Raw genomic sequence first — 21,979 nt, 5'->3', positions numbered from 1 at the left:
GGATAGGCTCTTAGTCCTGATGTTGTTGGAACCGTCTTAGTGAGCGCTCACGACGAGTATGCTCACGAGTCATATCCAATAAAACTTCTTCTATAAAAGACAAATGGCGATGCGAAGCTTCACGCGCTTTTTCCGGTTCTCTCGCCATTATTGCGTGATAAATCTCTGCCCTGTGGCTACTTACTGCTGCCAACATTTCTTTGCGGGTATAAATGAATTCGAAATTACGCCGGATATTCTGTTCCAGCATCGGGATCATACAACGCAATAAATGCAGCAATACCACATTATGGGCTGCTTCTGTGACAACAAGTTGATATTGCAAGACAGCATCTGATTCCGCATTGATATCCCCGCATTGTTGGGCTTCTTGAATAGCGAGGTGTTTTTTCTCAATACGTTTAAAATCTTCATCCGTTCCCCTGAGAGCAGCGTAATAAGCCGCAATACCTTCCAGTGCATGGCGTGCTTCCAGGAGATCAAATTGTGATTCTTGATTCTCTGCAATAAGTTGGGCGAGTGGATCACTGAAACTTTGCCAGAGATTATTCTGTACAAACGTTCCTCCCCCCTGACGACGGAAAAGAAAGCCTTTAGCTTCCAGTTTTTGAATGGCTTCGCGCAATGAAGGGCGTGATACTTCGAACTGCTTCGCCAGTTCACGCTCAGGCGGCAGCTTTTCTCCAGGACGTAATGAGCCTTCGAGAATGAGGTGTTCAAGACGTTGCTCAATCACATCTGATAACTTTGGTTGGCGAATTTTGCTATAAGCCATATCTGCTGTAAGCCATTCAGTAAGTAAACGTTACTTTCGAACTATTTTTATGTGAATTAGTTTTATGTGAATTAATTACTTCAACTATATCCCTATCCCCTGTTTGACAGGGTATTCAGACGAACTTTTAGACAATCAACCTCATTCAACTGACTTCATTTAGTCGGGATTTAGTCAATTGGTAATACCAATTTAAAATACAGGCCATAAAGTAACAAAGTATTCACTAGCTGTCTATAAAGACCTTGGGCTAAATCATAAAAACCTGCAAATTTTAACAAATTATTTTAATTTTTATCAGAAAATTATAACTAAACGGGACTTTCAGACAATAAAATAAGTAAGCATTTAAGAGCATAATACGAATTCATTATCCATTATTATAATTCATTTAGTATATCAATTCATTTGTTTATTTATTATTTAAATTTATACATTATTATTAGTTTGTAACACATGGTGTAAAGAGAAAATGGATATAATGCTTTAATATAAAAGCAACAAGAGCATGTTATCGGTAAAACTCCTAATGTCTAATCTCTAAGCATAACTGAAAAATTACTACTGTATATTCTATATACACAATCAATATGCTGGATAGATAGATAGATTGTGAGCTACCAATATGCTGGATAGATAGATTGTGAGCTACATATTCAAGAATCAAGTTACATAGAAGTGTCAGTTACACAGCAGTGGCAAATGAGTGGTTAGAAAAAACAGCAAGACACATTGAACGCAATACTCTCCCCCTCAGGAATAACAAGAATGTTATGGATATTTTCTTCAAATGGTCACACTAAGTGCCAACTCAGGGAATATTCCAACTTTTCAGGATGGAAAACTATTAAGGATGAAGAGGTTCAGGCTAATTGATATGTACCAATAGATTTCAAGTTGCATCACTGTAGCAAGTGAATACTCACAGCCATCAAAGAAGCAACCTGAAAGATGGACGGTATAAAGCTCTTTTTCATGCAATTCCCGCCATATATGTCAAACCTGACACCGGCGGGATTTTTTTATGTTGCCCCAAAGTGACTGTTCTCAACTAGGCTAACGTCCCATAAATCGTCAACAAGGCAACAATGATCACAATCGTAAATGTCGCTTTTTTCGCGATTTTTACTGCTGCCAGGGGAGTCTCCAAAAGATCCAGATGAGGTTCCTTACTCAATGCAAATTGAGCCAATTGACTGACCACTTTATATTGGGATGTCCGCAAGTCGCTGAGTGATGCAATCCAGGCAGGTAATGCCTTTTCACCATGTCCCAACAGAGCATAAGCGATACCAGCCAAACGTGCAGGGATCCAATCCAGACAATTTAATAACGCATCAACACCTGATTGAGCACGTTGTACAGTAGTCCCATATCTTGCTAACCATCCTTGATATGCTCTTAAAAAACCATAACCCATCAAAATTGCCGGGCCAAATTCCCCCATCACGACTAACCAGAAAATTGGAGCAAGGTAGTAACGGAAATTGATCCAGATTAATGCGTTCTGTATTTCACGCAATCGTTCATCTTTTGTTATATTCGATGGAATTCCTTGTCCCATTGTCAAATGGGTAAGATGGATATTTTGCTGATCTGAATCATCAATACGCACAGCTCGGAGATATTCACGATAGCTATGACGCAAAGAACCCGCACCAACACATAACAAACTAATCATGATGCTCAATAAAATTGCCGGCATACCAAAAACCACTGTACTCAGAACCCCAATGAGCTTCCAGATCAAAAAAATAACCACAAGGGTCATCCCTAAGCTTGCCCACAGTGAATATAATTTTACTCTGGCAAAAAAAGGGGCCAGATAGTGTTCCAACTGCCAATGGTCTCCCATCTTAAAAATGCGCTCCCATGCCAGTATTAACAATAGGATAAAGAGGGTCATCCAACTCGCTCCTTCAATAATTGCCGATAATGTTCCCAATAAAAATAAGGCCCTGGGTCGGTTTTTCTACCCGGTGCGATTTCACTATGCCCTGTAATATTGTTACGAATATCAGGGTATTGTTTGATAAGTAGCTGAGTGACTTCCACCAACTTAAAATACTGGATTTCAGTGAATGGTTCGTAATCCGTCCCTTCCAACTCAATACCTATTGAAAAATCATTACACGTTTCACGATCACAATAACAGGAAACACCCGCATGCCAAGCCCTTTTATCGAATGGAACATACTGTACAACTTCACCATCTCGACGGATCAAACAGTGAGCAGAAACATGCAGTCTTTTTATCTCTTCAAAGAAAGGATCTTCATTGGGATCCAACGTTCCCATAAATAACTGATCAATATACGGCCCACCGAACTTACCGGGTGGTAAGCTAATATTATGAATGACAAGTAATGATGGGATTTCCCCTTCCGGGCGCAAATCATAATGTGGAGAAGTCACTTTTCTGGCAGCATCAATCCACCCTTCATTTAACTTCATTCTCTTACTCCATCGAACTGTTTCATCGCTAATTTTTCCACAACATTGGAAGACAACTGCTCAAAGTGTAACAGATTAGTATGTTAGCATTTTCAATCGAGAGATTTTTTCGCTCTTACTTTCATTTGCGAGCAAGCTCGAAAATTTTCCAGTAAAAAATGTAATCAATAGTTATCTTTTCGAGCCATTTCCACAAAATTCACTAACATCATTTTCTTTTTTTAAAATATCTCCATCCTTATTAGCACCAACTCATATTAAAAATCATGCATAGCTCTGAAAAAAATATGGTGGGATATGCAGAAAAACACATAAAAGAAGAAAATAAAAAGGAGATAATATGAATCAGCAAGGATTTACATTAATGGAAGTCATGGTTGTGATGGCAATTGTATCTATCCTTGGTGCAATTGGTATTCCCAGTTATCAAGGCTATATTCAAAAGGCAGCATTAACCGATGTACTCCAGGCTATTATACCTTATAAGTCTGGAGTTGAAATTTGCCGTTTTGAAACAGAAAGCTACAAAGAGTGCAACACTGGCCATACATCCATTCCATCTGGTCACAATAGCCGTTATATCAGTACTATAACTGTAAAAATGGGAGAAATAGCTATCGTTGGTAAACAAAATCTCAATGGCCTTAATGCCATCTTAAAACCGATTCAGGATATTAAAACAGGTATTACACATTGGCAAACGACATGTAATGCCGAAAATGAATCATTAAAAACAAAATGTCAAGAAACACTGAAATTTTAACAGTCATTAATTTAATCATTAGTTAATAATTGAAAAATATAAAAATTCATTTTTATAAAAAATAATATCTTTCCAAAATACTATTTGGACAAAAATCATTAAGCCATTTAAATAGCAAAGGAATATAATAAATGAAAAATACGGAAAATATTTTAATTGAAAGAAAAATCAAAGAACTCTGCCAAAAACATCAGGCAATTATTATAAAAAGGGATGCTTATACTATAACTATTGCCTGTAGCCAATCCCCTAACGAAGAGTTCATTGCTTCACTACGTTTTATTTCTGGTGCAATAATTGATTTTGATATTTGGCCAAAAGCTAAAATTGAATCTATGTTGACACAAGAAGGACCATTTATACCTTGTACAGAAAGTTACTGTGCTGAAAACGATGAAACAAAAACTTACCGAAGAGAAAAATTAAGTACTCCAAACAATAATCACAATGATACACAATTCAATGACAGCTATACCGAAGATATTGATACTCCCGTCATTCAGTTAATTAATCAGACAATCTCAATCTCTATACAAAAAAGAGCATCAGATATTCATTTTGAACCTTCTCAATACAACTATCGGATACGTATTCGAGTTGATGGTGTGCTGCATTCTATGTCATCACCCTCTTCTCAAATGAATGCGGGTATTCCTGCTCGCTTAAAAATCATGGCAAAACTTAATATTGCTGAAAAGCGCCAACCGCAAGACGGGCAATTTGACTGGAATGATCACAAAACCAGTTATGCAATACGCATATCTACATTACCAACATTGTATGGAGAAAAAATTGTTCTGCGAATTTTAAACACCATACACCAATTATCATTGGAACAACTCGGTCTATCTGAGTCCCATTTACAGCTTTTAAAGCAGAAACTTCGTGTACCACAGGGAATGATTGTGGTCACAGGTCCGACAGGAAGCGGTAAAACTGTCACATTGTATAGTTGCCTGAAATATTTAAATCAAGCGAAGAAGAATATCTGTAGTGTTGAAGATCCGGTAGAAATTCCTTTAACGGGCATCAATCAAACACAGGTAAATAACAAAATTGGACTCGATTTCGCTAAAGTCTTACGGGCATTATTGCGGCAAGATCCCGATATCATCATGGTTGGTGAAATTCGTGATAACGAAACGGCTGAAATATCAATGAAAGCCGCTCAAACAGGCCATTTGGTTTTATCCACTCTGCATACGAATTCCACAATAGACACACTATCTCGCTTGCAAAATCTTGGGGTTTCAGGCTATACCACTGCATCATGTGTAAAATTAATTATTGCCCAACGGTTAGTTCGCAAACTTTGTCCCCATTGCCGGCAAAAAACGGAAGAACCTACGATCATACATTTTGAAAACAGAGAAATAAAACAACAAATTACTGTGCAGCAATGGGTGGCAGTCGGCTGTGAACACTGTTTTTCTGGTTATTATGGCAGGACAGCCATCTATGAATTTCTCGAAATCAAGCCTGAACTCCAGCAAACTTTATCAGAACAATTTTCTGACAAATTTCCTTGTTTGCCCGTCCGACAACAGCAAGCAACTCTTTTCTCTGCTGGATTGGAGTTAGTAGAACAGGGGACAACGACACTGGAAGAGATTTATCAAATTACAGGACAAGAGACATATCCAATAGAGATCAAGGCAGAGAGTACAGAATGAAAATGGAATATATTTATCAATGGCAAGCGATTAATAAAAAAGGAAATATTATAAGAGGAGAAAGTATTGGCCGAAATAGACACTCTATTTTCCAGTACTTGAGCCAACTTGATTTGCAACCTTATACGATAAAATGTAAAAAATTTATTTATTACAGCGAAAAGGAAATTACTTATCGTCTGCATTTCATCCATCAACTAAATACATTACTGACATCAGGTATCCCTTTATTGCAGGGGCTGACTATCCTATTACAAGAATGCAAGAACATCATTTGGCGATGTGTATTGACAGATCTTATTCAAAAAATCAGCCAAGGAGAATCATTTTCCACCGCGTTGCAACACTATCCCCGATTATTTTCTCGCTTATTTTGCCAAATTATCGCAGTAGGGGAGCAAACCGGCCAACTCGAAACTTGCTGCCAACTACTCATTCATAGATTAGAACAACAAAATATACTGCATAAAAAGATCCAAAAAGCGTATCGCTATCCTTTGATAGTCGCCTTTATCACAGTACTTGTCATTTTGTTAATGTTAATTGTCGTCCTGCCCGAATTCAAACAGGTATATTCTGCATTTGATGCCTCACTGCCATTATTAACACAAGGAGTTTTGTCAACCTCTGACTTTCTGACTAACCGGGGTATACCACTTTTAACAACGATATTAATATTGGTAATCCTCTATTCCTGGTTACGTTTTCGATTCCCTATGTTGCATTCAAAGGAAAAAATGCTTCTTCTTAAGCTGCCTCTTTTCAGAAAACTCATAATCTACCAGCACACCAGCCAAATATTCCATATTCTGTTTATGACACAGAAAGCAGGTTTGACCTTAACCCGCGGTCTGGAATGTACACTGAATGCAACACACCATCCTTTATTTATAGCGGGGATAAAAAGCCTTCACCGACAGATTCAGCAAGGGATACCAATGAGTAGTGCCTTGAAAAGAGAAGACTGTTTTCCGCCATTATGTAAACAATTTGTCATAATTGGTGAAGAATCAGGTGAACTTGACATATTTTTGGGTAATCTAGCGTTATGGTATCAAGAACAATTTATCAACTATGCTGATAAATTAGTGCAATTACTTGAACCAGTATTAATGCTGATTATGGCAGTGATTGTTGGCTTGCTACTACTCGCCATGTACTTGCCTATCTTTCAATTAGGTACTATTTTGGCGTAACAGCTTAATTTGCATGTTTTCATTATTTTTTCTCAAGGGGTGTAAAAACTGGAATTATACATGTTTGTTTATAGCTCATGTGCATCCCTTGAGTTACAATTTGCATATGCTATCAGAAATCTTTTAAGGGATAGAATGAATTATATTGTTGCACTCACAGGTGGAATTGGTAGCGGTAAGACGACTATCTCTAATGTATTTTCATCCCTTGGTGTCCCGCTTGTTGATGCAGATATTATTGCCAGAGAGGTTGTTACTCTTGGTTCTCCCGCATTACAAGCAATTTCAGAATACTTTGGCTCCGACATCTTATTACCAGATGGCAGTTTAAACCGCACCGCGCTACGTCAGAAGATTTTTTCAGCACCAGAAGAGAAACAATGGCTCAACTCACTTCTTCATCCACTAATACATGCAGAAACACAACAGCAATTAAATCAGGTCAGTTATCCTTATGTTATTTGGGTTGTTCCTCTGTTAATAGAAAACAACTTAACACACTTGGCTGACCGTATCCTGGTTGTTGATGTTCCTCCTGAGATACAAATCAGCCGGACAATTACACGTGATGGCATCAGCCGTGAACAAGTTGAAAATATTCTGGCTGCGCAAGCCAGTCGTCAAGAACGGCTGGAAAAGGCAGATGATGTCATACTTAACGATCAAAAAAAGCAAGATCTCACTGCACGTATAATCGAATTACATCAAAAATATTTGAAACAAGCAGAATTAGTTAGACAGGAAGAACGTAATGAATGATGAAACCTCCGCTATTATTTTTGAACACCCACTAAATGAGAAAATGCGTTCATGGTTGAGGATTGAGTCTTCACTACAACAACTAGAAAAACAGCGTTATCTGGATTCACAAGCAAACAGTCTCGCGTTTTTTCGTACGATTGCTGAATTAATTGAGATATTGGAACGTGGTGAAGTGCGCTCTGAATTATTAAAGGAACTGGATCGCCAACAAATAAAATTAAAACAATGGCTCAGTGCACCTAATGTGGACACTCCTATGATTCACAAACTGATAGAGCAACTAAAAGAACGGAGCCTCGCATTACATCATGCTCCGCGCCTTAGCCAACAAATTAAAGAAGATCGTATTATCAGCATGGTGCGTCAACGGCTCAGCATCCCTGGAGGATGTTGCAGTTTTGACTTACCGACATTACATCTGTGGCTACATCTACCACAATCTATCCGGGATGAAACAGTTAAATCCTGGCTAGACAGTTTGTTACCATTAAAACAAGCATTAGAAAGTATTCTAGGGCTGATACGCCACTCAACGATGTTCTCTGCGCAAATCAGTCATAACGGTTTCTATCAGGGAAACGCCGATGAGGCAGATCTATTGAGATTAAAATTAGATATTGTGCTGAACTCACTGATTTATCCACAAATCTCCGGCCACAAAACCCGTTTTGCTATCCGTTTCTTACCAATGGATAGTGAAAACGGTACTGTGCCTACGCATTTGTCATTTGAATTGGCCTGCTGTTAATATAATCATCAAACTAAGCAGGAGAGAACTAAAATGTCTGAAGTATTGACTGTCGCATGCCCGACATGCGGCAAGACAATAATATGGGGTGAAATCAGTCCTCATCGCCCATTTTGCAGTAAACGTTGCCAGTTAATTGACTTGGGCGAATGGGCGAATGAAGAAAAGAAAATCCCCAGTCAGGGCGACAGTACAGAAAATGATGACTGGAGTGAATAACCTGATTAGTAATCACATCTTATATTTCCGCCTGCATTGGGCGAAAGTGTACGGTGCTTTTCGCTAAAACATATCACGGTAGTATCGAATCATCTGGCACTACCGCGATATCTGTTTCAATTAGTTCAACCTTTAGTTAATAGATTGACGATACTGCGGTTTGCTGGTGGAAATTCATCAGCAATTAATTCAGCTTGCGGGATCCAACGATAAGGCTGTCCCTCTTTACCAAACGGCTCATTCTTCCATTGGTCAACCAAATAAAAGTAAAGGGTAATATTTCTGTCCGAGAATTCATGTATGATAGTTTCCAACAATTCACAATGAGTTACCGTGATACCAACTTCCTCTTTTAATTCCCTGATCAAAGCCTGTTCTGGTGTTTCTCCCTGTTCGAGCTTCCCTCCCGGAAATTCCCAAAATCCCCCCATGTGTGAATCAGCACGGCGTTGGGTGATAAAAATTTCATCATTGCTATTTTTAATAATTCCTGCCGCAATATGCAGATATTTTTTTTCCATAATACTTTTCCAGAATAGTCTTTCTTGCAGACCATAATAAAACAGCCTTACGGGAAAAACACAGGATTAATATCACGAGATCTAAGTCACTTCTTATCTCTTTTTACCAAACCTTCCACAGATAAGAGAGTATTATGTATACAGATACTCAACAGATTTCGAATTACATCATAGTGGTAACCACTACACAACCATAGGTAATTATTTGATTTAAATACAATAATAATAAAATATAACTGTGAGGTAACTTGGGAAATGAACAGAAAAAATTGCAAATAAGGCTCTGCCCAATAATTAAAAATAAGCATTTTACATCTTAAAGATTGAGGAAAAATCATTCATGCAATATGAAGATCAACCATTAATCGAAGCAAGGCAAATAACCTATCAATTTTCTGGTGAAATCAATCCATTATTTTCTAATATTGATATTTTTTTGCATACAGAACAACACGCTTTAGTGGGCCGTAACGGTATTGGCAAATCTTGGTTAGCATCAATATTGGCACAACAAGTCTCGCCTTCAGAAGGAAATGTAAAACATTTTTGTGATGTCGGTTATTTGTCACAAGGCCTGTCTGCTTTTACCGGCAACGTTGGAGATATGCTCGGACTGACTAATATTATAAATGCCAATGAGCGCATCCTCGCTGGCGCTGGTGAAACGGTTGATTTTGACATTATGGAGGGAAATTGGGATTGGCAATTTCAAATCGAATCCTTATTGGCAGAAGGTGAGCTGGCCCCGGAGATATTAAACCAGCCCTTCGATTCACTGAGTGGAGGAGAACAAACTCGTCTTCGATTGTTGGCACTTAAAAGACGAGGAGCGGGTTTTATGATCCTGGATGAACCAAGTAACCATCTTGATCGACAAGGACGCCTTTGGTTAGCTCAGTGGCTAACAACATTCAATGGCGGTATTTTGCTGGTGACACATGACACTAAACTATTACAGCATGTGTCAGTTGTTTATGAACTCAGTGGGTTAGGATTATCCCGTAGTACTGGTGGTTGGGAAACATGGCAGGAGAGTAAAAAACAGCTCCGGTTGGGTATACAACGTGATGTTGACCAGACCAGAAAAAACCTCAAGCAAGCTTTGCGCGATAAGCAAAGAGATCGGGAAAAAACTGATAAAAGGCAAAGTCAGGGTAAGCAGCGTAGGGAAAATGCCAACCAAGCTAAACTCCTTCTTGATTATTCACTTGGACGCTCAGAAGTCACGTTATCACGGATAGCAAAACAGAATGAAGAGAGATTGCAACGCAGCTCTTCATTAGCCGCTGAAGCCAGTACAAAACTGGAAATTATCGATCCACTGTCAATCGCTGTTGCAATACCACAAGCAGCAACTTCTCCGTTGCTTTATTTACAAGATGTCATTTTGCCCTTTGGTTCCGACTCCTCTATTAGTTTAACCATAAATAATGGTGATCGTCTCGCTATTACTGGCAAAAATGGTAGCGGAAAATCTACCTTATTAAAGGTAATGGCAGGGCTATTAGCACCAAGAAAAGGTATCTGCCGAGTAACTTCTTCACATAATCTGATGGATCAGCACTTTTCATTTCTGGATAAGACACAGTCAGCTCTGTATAACTTTCAATTACAGTCACCAGGCTGGACTGAAGATCGTTACCGTACTCGGCTGGCACAACTACGTATGCGTGGAGAAGAAGCATTAAAACCTGTCAGTTATCTGAGCGGAGGTGAACAACTTAAGGTAGCTCTTGCTTGCCTATTTTGTGGGCCTTCCGCACCAGCCTTGCTGCTGTTGGATGAGCCGGATAATCATCTGGATATTGAGTCACGAGAATTACTTCAACAAGCATTGCATGATTATACTGGTGCCATGATATTGATTTCCCATGACGACCAATTTCTTAAGGCTGTTGGCAATATGCAAGAATTGATACTGGGGAAATAAGTTCTTAAAGTTGAGCAAAGTAGCCAGCGATGAAATATCGCTGGCTGTTTATGACTAATTTTAATTATAAACGACCGTGACAATGTTTATATTTTTTACCTGAACCACATGGACAAGGATCATTTCGTCCAACTTTACGGACACCGCTTGCCATTTGTGCTTCGGCTTCTGACATCAAAGCACCTTGCTCAATTTCATGGCTTAAATGCTGTTGTCTTGCCAGACGTTCTGCTTCCGCACGACGCTGCTGCTCAAGTGCTTCCACTTCTTCTGGCATTCTGACCTGAACTTTGCTCAAGGTGCTGATCACTTCGTATTTCAGTGATTCCAGCATGTTGGCAAACATAGCGAAAGATTCGCGCTTATACTCCTGTTTTGGATCTTTCTGTGCATAACCACGTAGGTGAATCCCTTGACGCAGATAATCCATCGCAGCCAGGTGCTCTTTCCACAATGTATCCAGTGTTTGCAACATGATGCCTTTTTCAAAATTACGCATCATTTCTGTGCCGACAATTTCTTCTTTCTGTTTGTAAACTTCAATTGCCTGCTCAAGAATACGCTCACGCAACGTTTCTTCATGCAGCTCTGGTTCTTTATCCAACCACTCTTTAATAGGCAGAGCCAAATCAAAGTCGTTGACCAAACGTTCCTGTAAGCCAGCCACATCCCACATCTCTTCCAGAGATTGAGGTGGAATATAAGCATCAATAGTGACTTTGAAGACATCTTCACGGATGCTGGAAATAGTTTCACTGACATCGCTCACATCGAGCAGATCGTTACGTTGTGCATAAATCGCGCGACGTTGATCATTGGCAACATCATCATATTCTAACAATTGCTTACGGATATCGAAGTTACGGCTTTCGACTTTACGCTGAGCATTTGCAATGGCTTTGGTCACCCACGGATGTTCAATGGCTTCACCTGGCTGCATACCCAATTTGCGCATCATTCCTGTAACACGTTCAGAAGCAAAAATACGCATCAGAGAGTCTTCCATTGACAGGTAAAAGCGTGAAGAACCCGCATCCCCCTGCCGTCCAGCACGTCCACGCAACTGATTATCAATACGACGTGATTCATGGCGCTCTGTACCAATAATATGCAAACCACCTGCTGCCAGTACTGCATCATGACGCTCTTGCCATGCTGCTTTGATTTGTTCAATTTTTTCTTCCGTAGGTTCTTCCAGCTTAGCAACCTCTGCTTGCCAGCTTCCCCCCAGCATGATATCTGTACCACGTCCTGCCATGTTAGTTGCGATAGTTACAGTACCTGCTTGTCCGGCCTGTGCAATAATATCTGCTTCCATTGCATGGAACTTCGCATTCAAAACGTTATGCTCAATACCTGCTTTTGTCAGTGCGTTGGAAACCAGTTCTGATTTCTCAATTGAGATAGTCCCCACCAATATCGGCTGACCGTTATTTGTACGCTCCTTGATATCTTCAATGATCGCATCAATTTTTTCCGCCTCAGTCATGTAAACCAAATCAGGCAAATCCTGGCGGATCATCGGACGATTTGTCGGTACAACAATAGTATCCAATTTGTAAATAGAACTGAATTCAAAGGCTTCAGTATCAGCAGTACCTGTCATACCTGCCAATTTTTCATACAGACGGAAGTAATTCTGGAAAGTAATGGAAGCCAGCGTTTGGTTTTCATTCTGAATTTCAACATGCTCTTTGGCTTCCACTGCCTGATGCAGACCATCAGACCAACGGCGTCCTTGCATAGTACGCCCAGTATGTTCATCAACAATGATGACTTCACCGTCTTTGACGATATAGTCCACGTCACGGGTAAACAGAGCATGGGCACGCAATGCAGCCGTAACATGGTGCATCAGCATAATATTGGTCGGTGAATATAAAGACTCACCTTCATCCATCAACTTAGCATTCACCAAAAGTTCTTCAATCAGAACCAGACCTCGCTCGGTAAGGTTAACCTGACGTGTTTTTTCATCAACAGAGAAATGCCCTTCTCCCTGAAAGGTATCCGAATCCTCTTTTTCCTGACGAACTAATTTAGGGATCAGCTTATCTACTTTGATGTAGAGTTCAGAACTGTCTTCCGCTGGCCCGGAAATAATCAATGGAGTACGGGCTTCATCAATTAGGATGGAATCAACCTCATCCACTAAAGCATAATGCAGTTTACGTTGTACCCGCTCTTCCGGGCTAAATGCCATGTTATCGCGCAGATAGTCAAAACCATATTCGTTATTGGTGCCATAAGTAATATCTGCCGCATAGGCTGCACGTTTAGCCGGAGCCGGCATACCCGGCAAATTGATGCCAACACTCAGACCCAAAAATTCAAACAACGGTCGGTTATTTTCAGCATCACGTTGCGCCAGATAGTCGTTCACGGTAACAACATGAACACCACGTCCACTCAACGCATTCAGATAAGCCGGCAGCGTTGCTGTCAGAGTTTTACCTTCACCGGTCCGCATCTCTGCAATACAGCGCTCATTGAGTACCATACCGCCCAACAATTGCACATCAAAGTGACGCATACCAAATACACGCTTACTGGCTTCACGAACCGTAGCAAAAGCTTCCGGCAGGATCTTATCCAGTGATTCTCCCTCTTTGAGCCGGGCACGGAATTGATCAGTTTTTGCTTTCAGCTCTTCATCTGACAGCTTTTCGAAATCAGGCTCCATACGATTAATAACATCAACCATTTTACGCAAACGGCGCAGAGTACGGTCATTACGGCTACCAAAAATCTTAGTAAGTAATTTAATCAACATAATTAATACATCTCAGATAAGGCCACAGTTGTAGCCAACCAATTGTCTTTTTTATGACTAATATTTCATGACTGCCCTATTCATTCAGAAATCAGGCAGACGCATTAAGATAAAGATCTATGGTTAGCCAGAGGCCCGGCCCGAATACCTTGAATTTGAGCAACCCAAAGTGCTGGTGTATGGATGTCAGGAGAGATTGCTGCCACAATTGCAACATCAACCGCAGATTTAAATCGGGTTGGTGCTTGTATCAGCATAGCATGTAACGTATCCAGCATTAATTGTTGCATGAATGGCATGGCAATTCGGATACTTTCTTTTGCTTCTTCGTTCCTGACAAGTTCAGTAATGGAAAAAGCAAAAGAAAGCCGGCGAATGACATTGCGGACAGCATGTTGCTGCCAATAATTTAAATAATTAGAAGGTTGACACCGAGAATTTTGTAATTGAAATAAATGTTCAAATGACGAAAGCACCTGATGGTGTTTTCTCTGAGCAGATAAGGTATTCGTATGGAGAATATTTTCTGTCACACTTGCCAGAGCAGGAGGCACACCGATTCCTGTAGCGACCATGCCCAGTAAAAGGTGAGACCAAAAATAACGCCTACCAAATTGTCGCCAAAGATTTAAAATACTCATTAACCCTTCATTAATAAATACGGAACCATCTTCATTATGCGAGATAGCCGCCCACAATCACTAGAAACGTTATTGTCTGAAACATCATTTGAAGATGCGGCAACTGCTGGCAAAAGCCCGCTCCAAACCATTCAGCGGCATGCCATTGCATTACTAAAACTCAATCGTACCGTCCTCAGTTTGCTTCCCGTACAACTACGTCCCTGGTGCCGAGTCGCCAATTATCGTAAACAAATTCTGGTACTGGAAGCAGGTAATGCCAGTTGGAAAACCAGACTTTACTATGAAATCCCTATCTTACTCTCAGCACTAAGATGCGAAATTCTACCATCTTTATCCTCTATCGACATCAGGATTAATCCATCATTAATGGTTAATGGTCGTAATAATGGGCAGAATGTTGAAAAAATCTCAGCAAAAAAACTTAATAATGATAATCGGGATTTATCAATGCGCCAGTTAAGCCATGAAAGTGCAGAAACATTGATGGTATTGGCCGAACGCTGCCCTGAAAAATTGAAAAGGAAATTAGAACGATTGGCTGCGCTGGCCGGAGAGAGTACCAGTACAGCCAAGATGAAGGACTAGCGCTGAATAAAAAACATCAGCGAGAGAAGTGTAATAGATAACATAACCCACTGATGAATCATAAGAATATTCTCAATACATATTTTATCAATAACGTTTATATCAATAACATTTGTATTAATATGCCAACACTGTAGATGGTGCACGGAAAGCCAACGGCATTTCAGCTTCATCTTCAAATGTGACAAATTCCCAAGCACTTTCTTGTGCCAGAACTGCTTGCAGCAATTTATTGTTCAATGCATGACCTGATTTAAATGCAGTAAATGCGCCGATAATGTTATAACCACACATAAACAAATCACCGATGGCATCTAACATCTTATGTCGGACAAACTCATCTTCAAAACGCAAGCCATCTTCATTAAGTATGCGGTAATCATCTACCACAATTGCGCAATCAAAGCTGCCACCTAAGCACAAGCCCTGAGATTGCAGATACTCAATGTCACGCATAAATCCAAAAGTACGCGCACGACTAATCTGACGAACAAAAGAATCCGCAGAGAAATCCAGACTATAACGCTGAGAGCTGGAATCAATAGCGGGATGTTTAAAGTCAATGGTAAAATCCAGACTAAAACCGTGATATGGTGCCAATTCAGCCCACTTATCACCATCTTCCACACGTACTGTATCCTTCATGCGCACAAATTTTTTCGCAACGCTCAGCTCTTCAATACCTGCATCCAACAGCAGGAAAACAAATGGGCTGGCGCTACCATCCATAATTGGAATTTCTGGTGCATCAACTTCAATAACAATGTTATCGATACCCAGACCTGCCAATGCCGCATTCAAGTGCTCAACGGTTGAAATCCGCACATTCTGTTCATTTACCAGACAAGTGCAGAGCATAGTATCACGCACGGATTTGGCATCTGCCGGAAAATCTACCGGAGGATTCAAGTCAGTACGACGATAGATGACCCCGGTATTAGCCGGCGCTGGACGCATTGTCAATGTGACTTTTTTACCGGTATGCAAACCGACCCCTGTCGCCTGAACAATACGCTTTAATGTCCTTTGTTTGATCATCGTTTATATCTCGCAATGTTACCGATCCTGCCAACCACTATAAAATATGATTGGCAGAATATTTTAACACAAAAAGCGGAGAAACCAATTCTTTAGCTATCAATCAGCCTGCTTGCGCAAAAATGCCGGAATATCTAGATAATCAGGTTCCTTACTTGTTTGTGTATTTTGATCATTAACCACTTTGGCAGCAGGTTTATTCTCATCAGACAATGGCGACATTCCACCAGGCATCTGCTGGTAACGACGATCCAATGTATTTGATTGAGATGATTTATTGTTAGTCACCAGTGTGATTTCAGGACGTTTATCCATCCCAATGCCGGTAGCCACAACGGTGACACGCAGCTCGTCATTCATATCTGGATCCAATGACGTACCGATAACCACCGTTGCATTGTCAGAAGCAAATGCACGGATGGTGTTACCGACCGTTTCAAATTCATCCAAACGTAAATCAAAACCTGCGGTAATATTGACCAGAACACCACGCGCTCCGGACAAATCAATATCTTCCAGCAATGGGCTGGAGATGGCCATTTCAGCCGCTTCTTCTGCACGATCTTCACCTTGTGCAATACCTGAGCCCATCATGGCATAACCCATTTCAGACATCACGGTACGAACGTCAGCAAAGTCAACATTCATCAGTCCAGGACGGGTAATCAGTTCAGCGATACCCTGAACCGCGCCTTTCAGTACGTCATTGGCTGCACCAAACGCATCCAACAAAGAGATACCACGCCCTAGTACTTTCAGTAATTTGTCATTTGGAATGGTAATCAATGAGTCCACATGTTTGGACAGCTCAGTGATACCTTGTTCCGCGAAGGCCATACGCTTCTTGCCTTCAAAATTAAATGGTTTGGTGACAACAGCAACAGTCAAGATACCAAGTTCTTTGGCAATTTCAGCCACAACAGGAGCAGCACCAGTTCCTGTACCACCGCCCATACCAGCAGCAATAAACACCATGTCGGCCCCTTCCAGGGCAGTACGCAATGATTCGCGATCTTCTTCCGCCGCTGTACGACCGACTTCAGGGTTTGCACCAGCGCCTAATCCTTTTGTAATGCCGTTGCCAATCTGGATAGTCTGACCGACAGCTGTTTTGCGCAATGCTTGAGCATCAGTGTTAACCGCAAAGAAGTCTACACCTTCAATCCGCTCACGCACCATATGTTCAACAGCATTACCGCCGCCACCGCCGACGCCGATGACTTTAATCACCGCGTCATTGGTTAATTCCAGTGGTTCAAACATAATTTCTCTCCGTTTTGTGCCTTTATGTCGAGGCCTGCGTCATTTTCACGGCCTCTGTATAAAAAATCAAAATTCTTTTCTCAGCCAGCTACTGACTTTTTTGAACCAGCCGCCCACTGACGTTCTTTTCTCAGCATCAGAATCTCCGCCAAGGTGGGATTCTTTGCCATAATGCAGAAGGCCGACTGCTGTTGAGTAGCAAGGCTCCTGCACATAATCTGTCAAGCCGGTAATGTTCAGGGGACGACCAATACGTACTTGAGTATGGAATACCCGTTGAGCACATTCGGCCAATCCATCTATTTGAGCACCCCCGCCTGTTAAAACGATACCTGCGGCCAGATGATGTTTTACTCCCTGCTGACGCAACTGCTCCTGCAATCGCAAAATTTCATCATTTACTAAATTCAGCAGTTCGGTATAACGTGGCTCAATAACCTCAGCCAATGTCTGGCGTTGTAAACTACGGGGAGGACGCCCTCCCACACTTGGGACTTCGACGCTTTCATCCTTGCTAACTATCGAACCCAACGCGCAACCATGGCGCACTTTGATGGTTTCAGCATCACTCGGAGGTGTACCAAATGCATAGGCAATATCACTGGTAACAACATTTCCTGCATATGGGATCACTTTGGTATGACGCAATGCACCGCCTGTATATACAGCGATATCCATCGTTCCGCCGCCGATATCAACGACACAAACGCCTAATTCACGTTCATCTTCTGTCAAAACAGCATAACTTGCTGCTAATCCTGCAAAAATAAGCTGGTCAACTTTCAAACCACAACGCTCAACAGCTTTTACAATGTTTTTCGCCATATCGTTATGGCAGGTAATCAAATGAACTTTGGCCTGCATCCGCACGCCAGAAAGCCCAACCGGGTTTTTGATCCCTTCCTGATAATCAATAGCGTATTCTTGTGGGATTACATGCAAAATACGGTGTTCATCGCGAACACGAACTGATTTGGCGGTATGGACTACACTGTCCACATCATCCTGTGTCACTTCTTCTTCTGAAATTGGCACCATGCCAATCTCATTCTGACAACTAATATGTTTGCCAGATAGCGCCAGATAAACTGAAGATATTTGGCAATCAGCCATTAATTCAGCCTGGTCAATCGCACGCTGGACACATTTAACGACTGACTCAAGATCATTGACACCACCTTTATCCATGCCGCGGGATGGACAACTTCCCACTCCGATAATATTAACCATACCATCGGGCAGAATTTCACCAACCAGGGCAGATACCTTTGCTGTCCCGATTTCAAGGCCAACTACTAATTTTCTGTCCGTTGATTTGATCATCGTTATTCTGCCTGTCTCTGTATTATTGCCAGTCACTATTTATTTTCTTGCCCGTTCATTAAAGCCGGTGCATCAGTTAATAAAGGAGCCCAACCTACCGCAACACCACTGTCATAACGTAAATCCACATAGGCGACACGTTTTCCCGTGTTTTTCAGCAACACAGGATAAAGTTCAATAAAACGTTGAATTCGTTCTTCTTGATCTTTATTGCCTAATTCCAACCGGATGTCATTATCCAGTACCAGTTGCCAAGAATTACGCGCCGTCATGATCACTGCTTTCAATTTCATTTTATGTGCAGCAAGCTGTACAGCCATCGTGCGATATTCTGCCAATACGACTTTTTCTTTACCTTCCGGACCATAGAGCATGGGATAATGTCCCCCGGCACTACGCTCAATCGGTAAACTGAACACCCTTCCTTCCGTATCCAACATGCGTGTATCATTCCAACGCACATAAGGCACGTATTCTACCAAATGAATTTTCAGTTCATCAGGCCACTGTTTACGTACAGTGACTTGCCTAATCCATGGTAGTTGCTCTATCTGTTCCTGGATGACATTCACATCCTGTGTCATAAATGTCTCAGGCGTTCCCAGTGACAGAATGGCCTGTCTGACATCATCATTCGTGGTGTAATGCCGCTCACCAGTTAACACCAGTTTTGAAAGTGGCAGCCTGTTTGAATCCTTCATCCACTCTAATGTCATCCAGCCTCCCCATGTGATAGTGCCAACCACTATCAAGAAGAAGAGGATCCCAGCCAGATAATAACCATTACTGGGGCGGGAGCTTCTAACTTCAATCTCCCGCGTATTCCGGGCTGCCTGTGACATATCAATCGGCCAGCTCCAGAATTCTCGCGACTAACTGTGAAAAATTTAAGCCTGCCTGACGTGCAGCAATAGGCACCAGACTATGACTTGTCATACCTGGAGAAGTGTTCACTTCTAATAAATAGAAATTGCCATTACCATCATCCATAATATCAACCCGTCCCCAGCCACAGCAGCCCAGCACCTTATAAGCTTTTGATGCAATATCAGCCAACTCCTGCTCTTTTTCTGTGCTCAAACCACTTGGACAGAAATATTTCGTTTCGTTGGAAATATATTTAGCTTCATAGTCATAAAATACTTCCGGTGCCTGAATTCGGATGGAGGGAAGAATCTCATCACCAAGAAATGCCACTGTATACTCAGGGCCAAACAGCCACTTCTCAACCAGTACATCTGTGTCATATTGGAACGCCAGTTCCAATGCGCCGCGCAGTTCTGAATAGTCATTCACCTTGGTCATGCCAACACTGGAACCTTCCAGATTTGGCTTCACCATAAGTGGCAACCCTAATTCTTGAACATATTCTTTGATTCGAAAATCATTAAGTTGTTCAAATTTTTGAGAATTAATCACGACATAAGGAGGAACGGGCAGTTTTGCTCCCTGCCATAACAGTTTTGTGCGCAATTTATCCATTGATAAGGCGGATGCCATTACACCGCTGCCGGTATAGGGGATCTGCAAGAATTCTAGTACACCTTGCAATGTACCGTCTTCTCCACCACGCCCATGCAGAGCAATAAAGACTTTGCTGAACCCTTCTTCTTTGAGTTTAGTCACATCAACGTATTTTGTATCGACTGAATGTGCATTAATACCTGCTTCTCTCAACCCAGCCAAAACAGTTTGCCCCGATTGCAGTGAAACTTCACGCTCAGCAGAAGTTCCCCCAAACAGAACAGCGACCTTATCAACCATGATGTTCCCCCTCATTAAAAGATGGCTGTAATTTTGTTTCAGCCAAATTGCGCGCTATTTTACCGATATTCCCGGCACCTTGTACTAATACTAAGTCGTTGTTTTCCATTATTTGTGACAATATGACTGAAATTTGTTCCGGTTCTGACACAAATATAGGGTCTAACTTCCCTCGACTTCGGATGGTACGACATAAGGAACGGCTGTCCGCCCCCGGAATCGGCGTTTCTCCTGCCGAATACACATCCAGCATTAATAAAACATCCACCTGATTTAAAACGTTGGCAAAATCATCATACAGATCACGCGTTCTCGTATAGCGATGAGGCTGGAATACCATGACAATACGTTTATCCGGCCAACCCATTCGTGCAGCTTTAATCGTGGCATCAACTTCGGTCGGGTGATGGCCATAATCATCCACCAACATCACACCGCCATTTTTGCCATTAATGTTCCTGAGGGAAAATTCTCCAAGAAAATCAAAACGACGGCCGGTTCCCTGAAATTCAGCCAATGATGCCAGAATAGCGGCTTCATCTATTCCTTCTTCGGTCGCAACCGCAACCGCGGCAGTGGCATTCAACGCGTTATGTCGCCCAGGTGCATTCAGAACTACATGAAGTTCAGGCGAATCCTCACGGCTGATCGTGAAAAAGCCCTGTGCCCCTTTTTGTTCATAATGGGTAATACGAACATCAGCCTCTTTGCTGAAGCCATAAGTCGTGATATAACGCCCGATGCGAGGAATTAACGCCTTCACAACCGGATCATCGACACACATCACCGCGCGACCGTAAAACGGCAAATTATGCAGGAAGTTGACAAATGTTTGCTTCAGGTTTTCGAAATCGCCCTGATAGGTATCCATATGATCCGGCTCAATATTAGTCACAACGGCCATCATCGGCTGCAAATGCAGGAAAGAAGCATCGCTTTCATCCGCTTCTGCAATCAGGTAACGGCTAGTACCGAGACGCGCATGAGTCCCCACTGCTTTGACTAAACCACCATTGACAAATGTAGGATCAAGGCCGGCCTGAGCATAGATGCCTGCAATCATCGCCGTTGTCGTGGTTTTGCCATGTGTTCCTGCAACTGCAATCCCATGCCGATAACGCATCAGCTCTGCCAACATTTCTGCACGACGGATAACCGGAATACGTGCTTCACGAGCAGCAATAATTTCTGGGTTGTCAGCAGGAATTGCAGTAGATGCAACAACGACACTGGCATTACGCACGTTTTCCGCTCGGTGATGAAAATAAATGGTTGCTCCCAGAGCAATTAGCTGTTGTGTGACAGGGTTGGGAGCCAGATCAGAACCACTTATTTGGTAACCTTCATTAGCCAACACCTCGGCGATACCACCCATGCCAGCACCACCAATGCCAACAAAGTGGATATGCCTGACTTTTCTCATTTCAGGCACTGAAGCTCTTAGTTTCGCCAACTGTTGTATATTCACGTTTTAATCTTCACTCGTTATGTTTACATCATTGTTCTACTGTTATTCAGAACACCTGGTATTCAGAACATGTGTTCAGA

Annotated in this window: 20 protein-coding genes; 8 read left to right on the top strand and 12 right to left on the bottom strand. The window is 41.7% G+C overall.

What is annotated here, in order from left to right:
- Positions 1-10: 10 nt before the first annotated feature.
- The 3 genes from pdhR to ampD form a co-directional block, all read right to left on the bottom strand.
- On the bottom strand, positions 11-775 hold the full coding sequence (gene pdhR, locus AAC147_RS13200; protein WP_047681814.1) for a pyruvate dehydrogenase complex transcriptional repressor PdhR: 765 nt from the start codon (positions 773-775) through the stop codon (positions 11-13).
- A gap of 1,051 nt (positions 776-1,826) precedes the next feature.
- The gene (gene ampE / locus AAC147_RS13195) at positions 1,827-2,681 is read right to left on the bottom strand and encodes a beta-lactamase regulator AmpE (RefSeq protein WP_047681812.1); all 855 of its coding nucleotides are present in this window, start codon (positions 2,679-2,681) and stop codon (positions 1,827-1,829) included.
- The gene (gene ampD / locus AAC147_RS13190) at positions 2,678-3,229 is read right to left on the bottom strand and encodes a 1,6-anhydro-N-acetylmuramyl-L-alanine amidase AmpD (RefSeq protein WP_047681809.1); all 552 of its coding nucleotides are present in this window, start codon (positions 3,227-3,229) and stop codon (positions 2,678-2,680) included. Before ampD ends, ampE begins: the two co-directional genes overlap by 4 nt.
- 340 nt (positions 3,230-3,569) lie before the next feature.
- Here ampD and ppdD point away from each other — a divergent pair, with 340 nt between their 5' ends.
- The 6 genes from ppdD to yacG all read left to right on the top strand — a co-directional run bounded on the left by ppdD (position 3,570) and on the right by yacG (position 8,590).
- Positions 3,570-3,992: a prepilin peptidase-dependent pilin gene (ppdD, locus tag AAC147_RS13185; protein WP_047681807.1), complete on the top strand. Its 423-nt coding sequence runs from the start codon at positions 3,570-3,572 to the stop codon at positions 3,990-3,992.
- A gap of 131 nt (positions 3,993-4,123) precedes the next feature.
- On the top strand, positions 4,124-5,665 hold the full coding sequence (gene gspE, locus AAC147_RS13180; protein ID WP_047681805.1) for a type II secretion system protein GspE: 1,542 nt from the start codon (positions 4,124-4,126) through the stop codon (positions 5,663-5,665).
- Positions 5,662-6,861 carry a protein transport protein HofC gene (gene hofC, locus AAC147_RS13175; protein ID WP_047681802.1) on the top strand — a complete coding sequence of 400 codons (1,200 nt, stop codon included), beginning with the start codon at positions 5,662-5,664 and terminating at the stop codon, positions 6,859-6,861. Before gspE ends, hofC begins: the two co-directional genes overlap by 4 nt.
- A gap of 135 nt (positions 6,862-6,996) precedes the next feature.
- The gene (gene coaE, locus AAC147_RS13170; protein ID WP_047681799.1) at positions 6,997-7,620 is read left to right on the top strand and encodes a dephospho-CoA kinase; all 624 of its coding nucleotides are present in this window, start codon (positions 6,997-6,999) and stop codon (positions 7,618-7,620) included.
- Positions 7,613-8,371, top strand: coding sequence for a cell division protein ZapD (gene zapD / locus AAC147_RS13165; RefSeq protein WP_047681797.1), 759 nt, complete (start codon positions 7,613-7,615; stop codon positions 8,369-8,371). Before coaE ends, zapD begins: the two co-directional genes overlap by 8 nt.
- 33 nt (positions 8,372-8,404) lie before the next feature.
- Positions 8,405-8,590: a DNA gyrase inhibitor YacG gene (gene yacG, locus AAC147_RS13160; protein ID WP_047681794.1), complete on the top strand. Its 186-nt coding sequence runs from the start codon at positions 8,405-8,407 to the stop codon at positions 8,588-8,590.
- A 125-nt stretch (positions 8,591-8,715) separates the two neighbouring features.
- Here yacG and mutT read toward each other — a convergent pair whose 3' ends face one another.
- Entirely contained in the window at positions 8,716-9,111 is a 396-nt protein-coding gene (mutT, locus tag AAC147_RS13155) for an 8-oxo-dGTP diphosphatase MutT (RefSeq protein ID WP_047681791.1), read from the bottom strand.
- 340 nt (positions 9,112-9,451) lie between these two features.
- On the opposite strand from mutT, the gene AAC147_RS13150 reads away from it, so the two are divergent.
- Entirely contained in the window at positions 9,452-11,041 is a 1,590-nt protein-coding gene (locus tag AAC147_RS13150) for an ATP-binding cassette domain-containing protein (RefSeq protein ID WP_047681789.1), read from the top strand.
- A 64-nt stretch (positions 11,042-11,105) separates the two neighbouring features.
- Here the strand turns inward: AAC147_RS13150 and secA are convergent, their stop codons facing one another.
- The gene (secA, locus tag AAC147_RS13145; RefSeq protein WP_047681786.1) at positions 11,106-13,814 is read right to left on the bottom strand and encodes a preprotein translocase subunit SecA; all 2,709 of its coding nucleotides are present in this window, start codon (positions 13,812-13,814) and stop codon (positions 11,106-11,108) included.
- Between the two features lie 104 nt (positions 13,815-13,918).
- Positions 13,919-14,455: a secA translation cis-regulator SecM gene (gene secM, locus AAC147_RS13140; RefSeq protein ID WP_047681783.1), complete on the bottom strand. Its 537-nt coding sequence runs from the start codon at positions 14,453-14,455 to the stop codon at positions 13,919-13,921.
- Positions 14,456-14,491: 36 nt separating this feature from the next.
- Here secM and AAC147_RS13135 point away from each other — a divergent pair, with 36 nt between their 5' ends.
- Positions 14,492-15,043 (top strand): DUF721 domain-containing protein, encoded by a 552-nt coding sequence (locus AAC147_RS13135; protein ID WP_047681780.1) that lies wholly within the window; start codon positions 14,492-14,494, stop codon positions 15,041-15,043.
- Positions 15,044-15,160: 117 nt separating this feature from the next.
- Here AAC147_RS13135 and lpxC read toward each other — a convergent pair whose 3' ends face one another.
- The 6 genes from lpxC to murC all read right to left on the bottom strand — a co-directional run bounded on the left by lpxC (position 15,161) and on the right by murC (position 21,899).
- Positions 15,161-16,081 carry a UDP-3-O-acyl-N-acetylglucosamine deacetylase gene (gene lpxC / locus AAC147_RS13130; protein ID WP_047681777.1) on the bottom strand — a complete coding sequence of 307 codons (921 nt, stop codon included), beginning with the start codon at positions 16,079-16,081 and terminating at the stop codon, positions 15,161-15,163.
- 99 nt (positions 16,082-16,180) lie between these two features.
- Positions 16,181-17,344: a cell division protein FtsZ gene (gene ftsZ / locus AAC147_RS13125; protein WP_047681774.1), complete on the bottom strand. Its 1,164-nt coding sequence runs from the start codon at positions 17,342-17,344 to the stop codon at positions 16,181-16,183.
- Between the two features lie 66 nt (positions 17,345-17,410).
- Positions 17,411-18,667: a cell division protein FtsA gene (ftsA, locus tag AAC147_RS13120; RefSeq protein WP_047681771.1), complete on the bottom strand. Its 1,257-nt coding sequence runs from the start codon at positions 18,665-18,667 to the stop codon at positions 17,411-17,413.
- Positions 18,668-18,702: 35 nt separating this feature from the next.
- The gene (gene ftsQ / locus AAC147_RS13115) at positions 18,703-19,509 is read right to left on the bottom strand and encodes a cell division protein FtsQ (RefSeq protein WP_047681768.1); all 807 of its coding nucleotides are present in this window, start codon (positions 19,507-19,509) and stop codon (positions 18,703-18,705) included.
- A 1-nt stretch (position 19,510) separates the two neighbouring features.
- Positions 19,511-20,431, bottom strand: coding sequence for a D-alanine--D-alanine ligase (locus AAC147_RS13110; protein WP_047681765.1), 921 nt, complete (start codon positions 20,429-20,431; stop codon positions 19,511-19,513).
- The gene (gene murC, locus AAC147_RS13105) at positions 20,424-21,899 is read right to left on the bottom strand and encodes a UDP-N-acetylmuramate--L-alanine ligase (RefSeq protein WP_047681763.1); all 1,476 of its coding nucleotides are present in this window, start codon (positions 21,897-21,899) and stop codon (positions 20,424-20,426) included. Before murC ends, AAC147_RS13110 begins: the two co-directional genes overlap by 8 nt.
- Positions 21,900-21,979 lie beyond the last annotated feature (80 nt).

It is taken from the genome of Xenorhabdus sp. NBAII XenSa04, assembly GCF_963866145.1.
Lineage (GTDB): Bacteria > Pseudomonadota > Gammaproteobacteria > Enterobacterales > Enterobacteriaceae > Xenorhabdus > Xenorhabdus indica.
The sequence above is the reverse complement of the archived record's forward strand: the minus strand, read 5'-3'. Positions and strand labels throughout refer to the sequence as shown.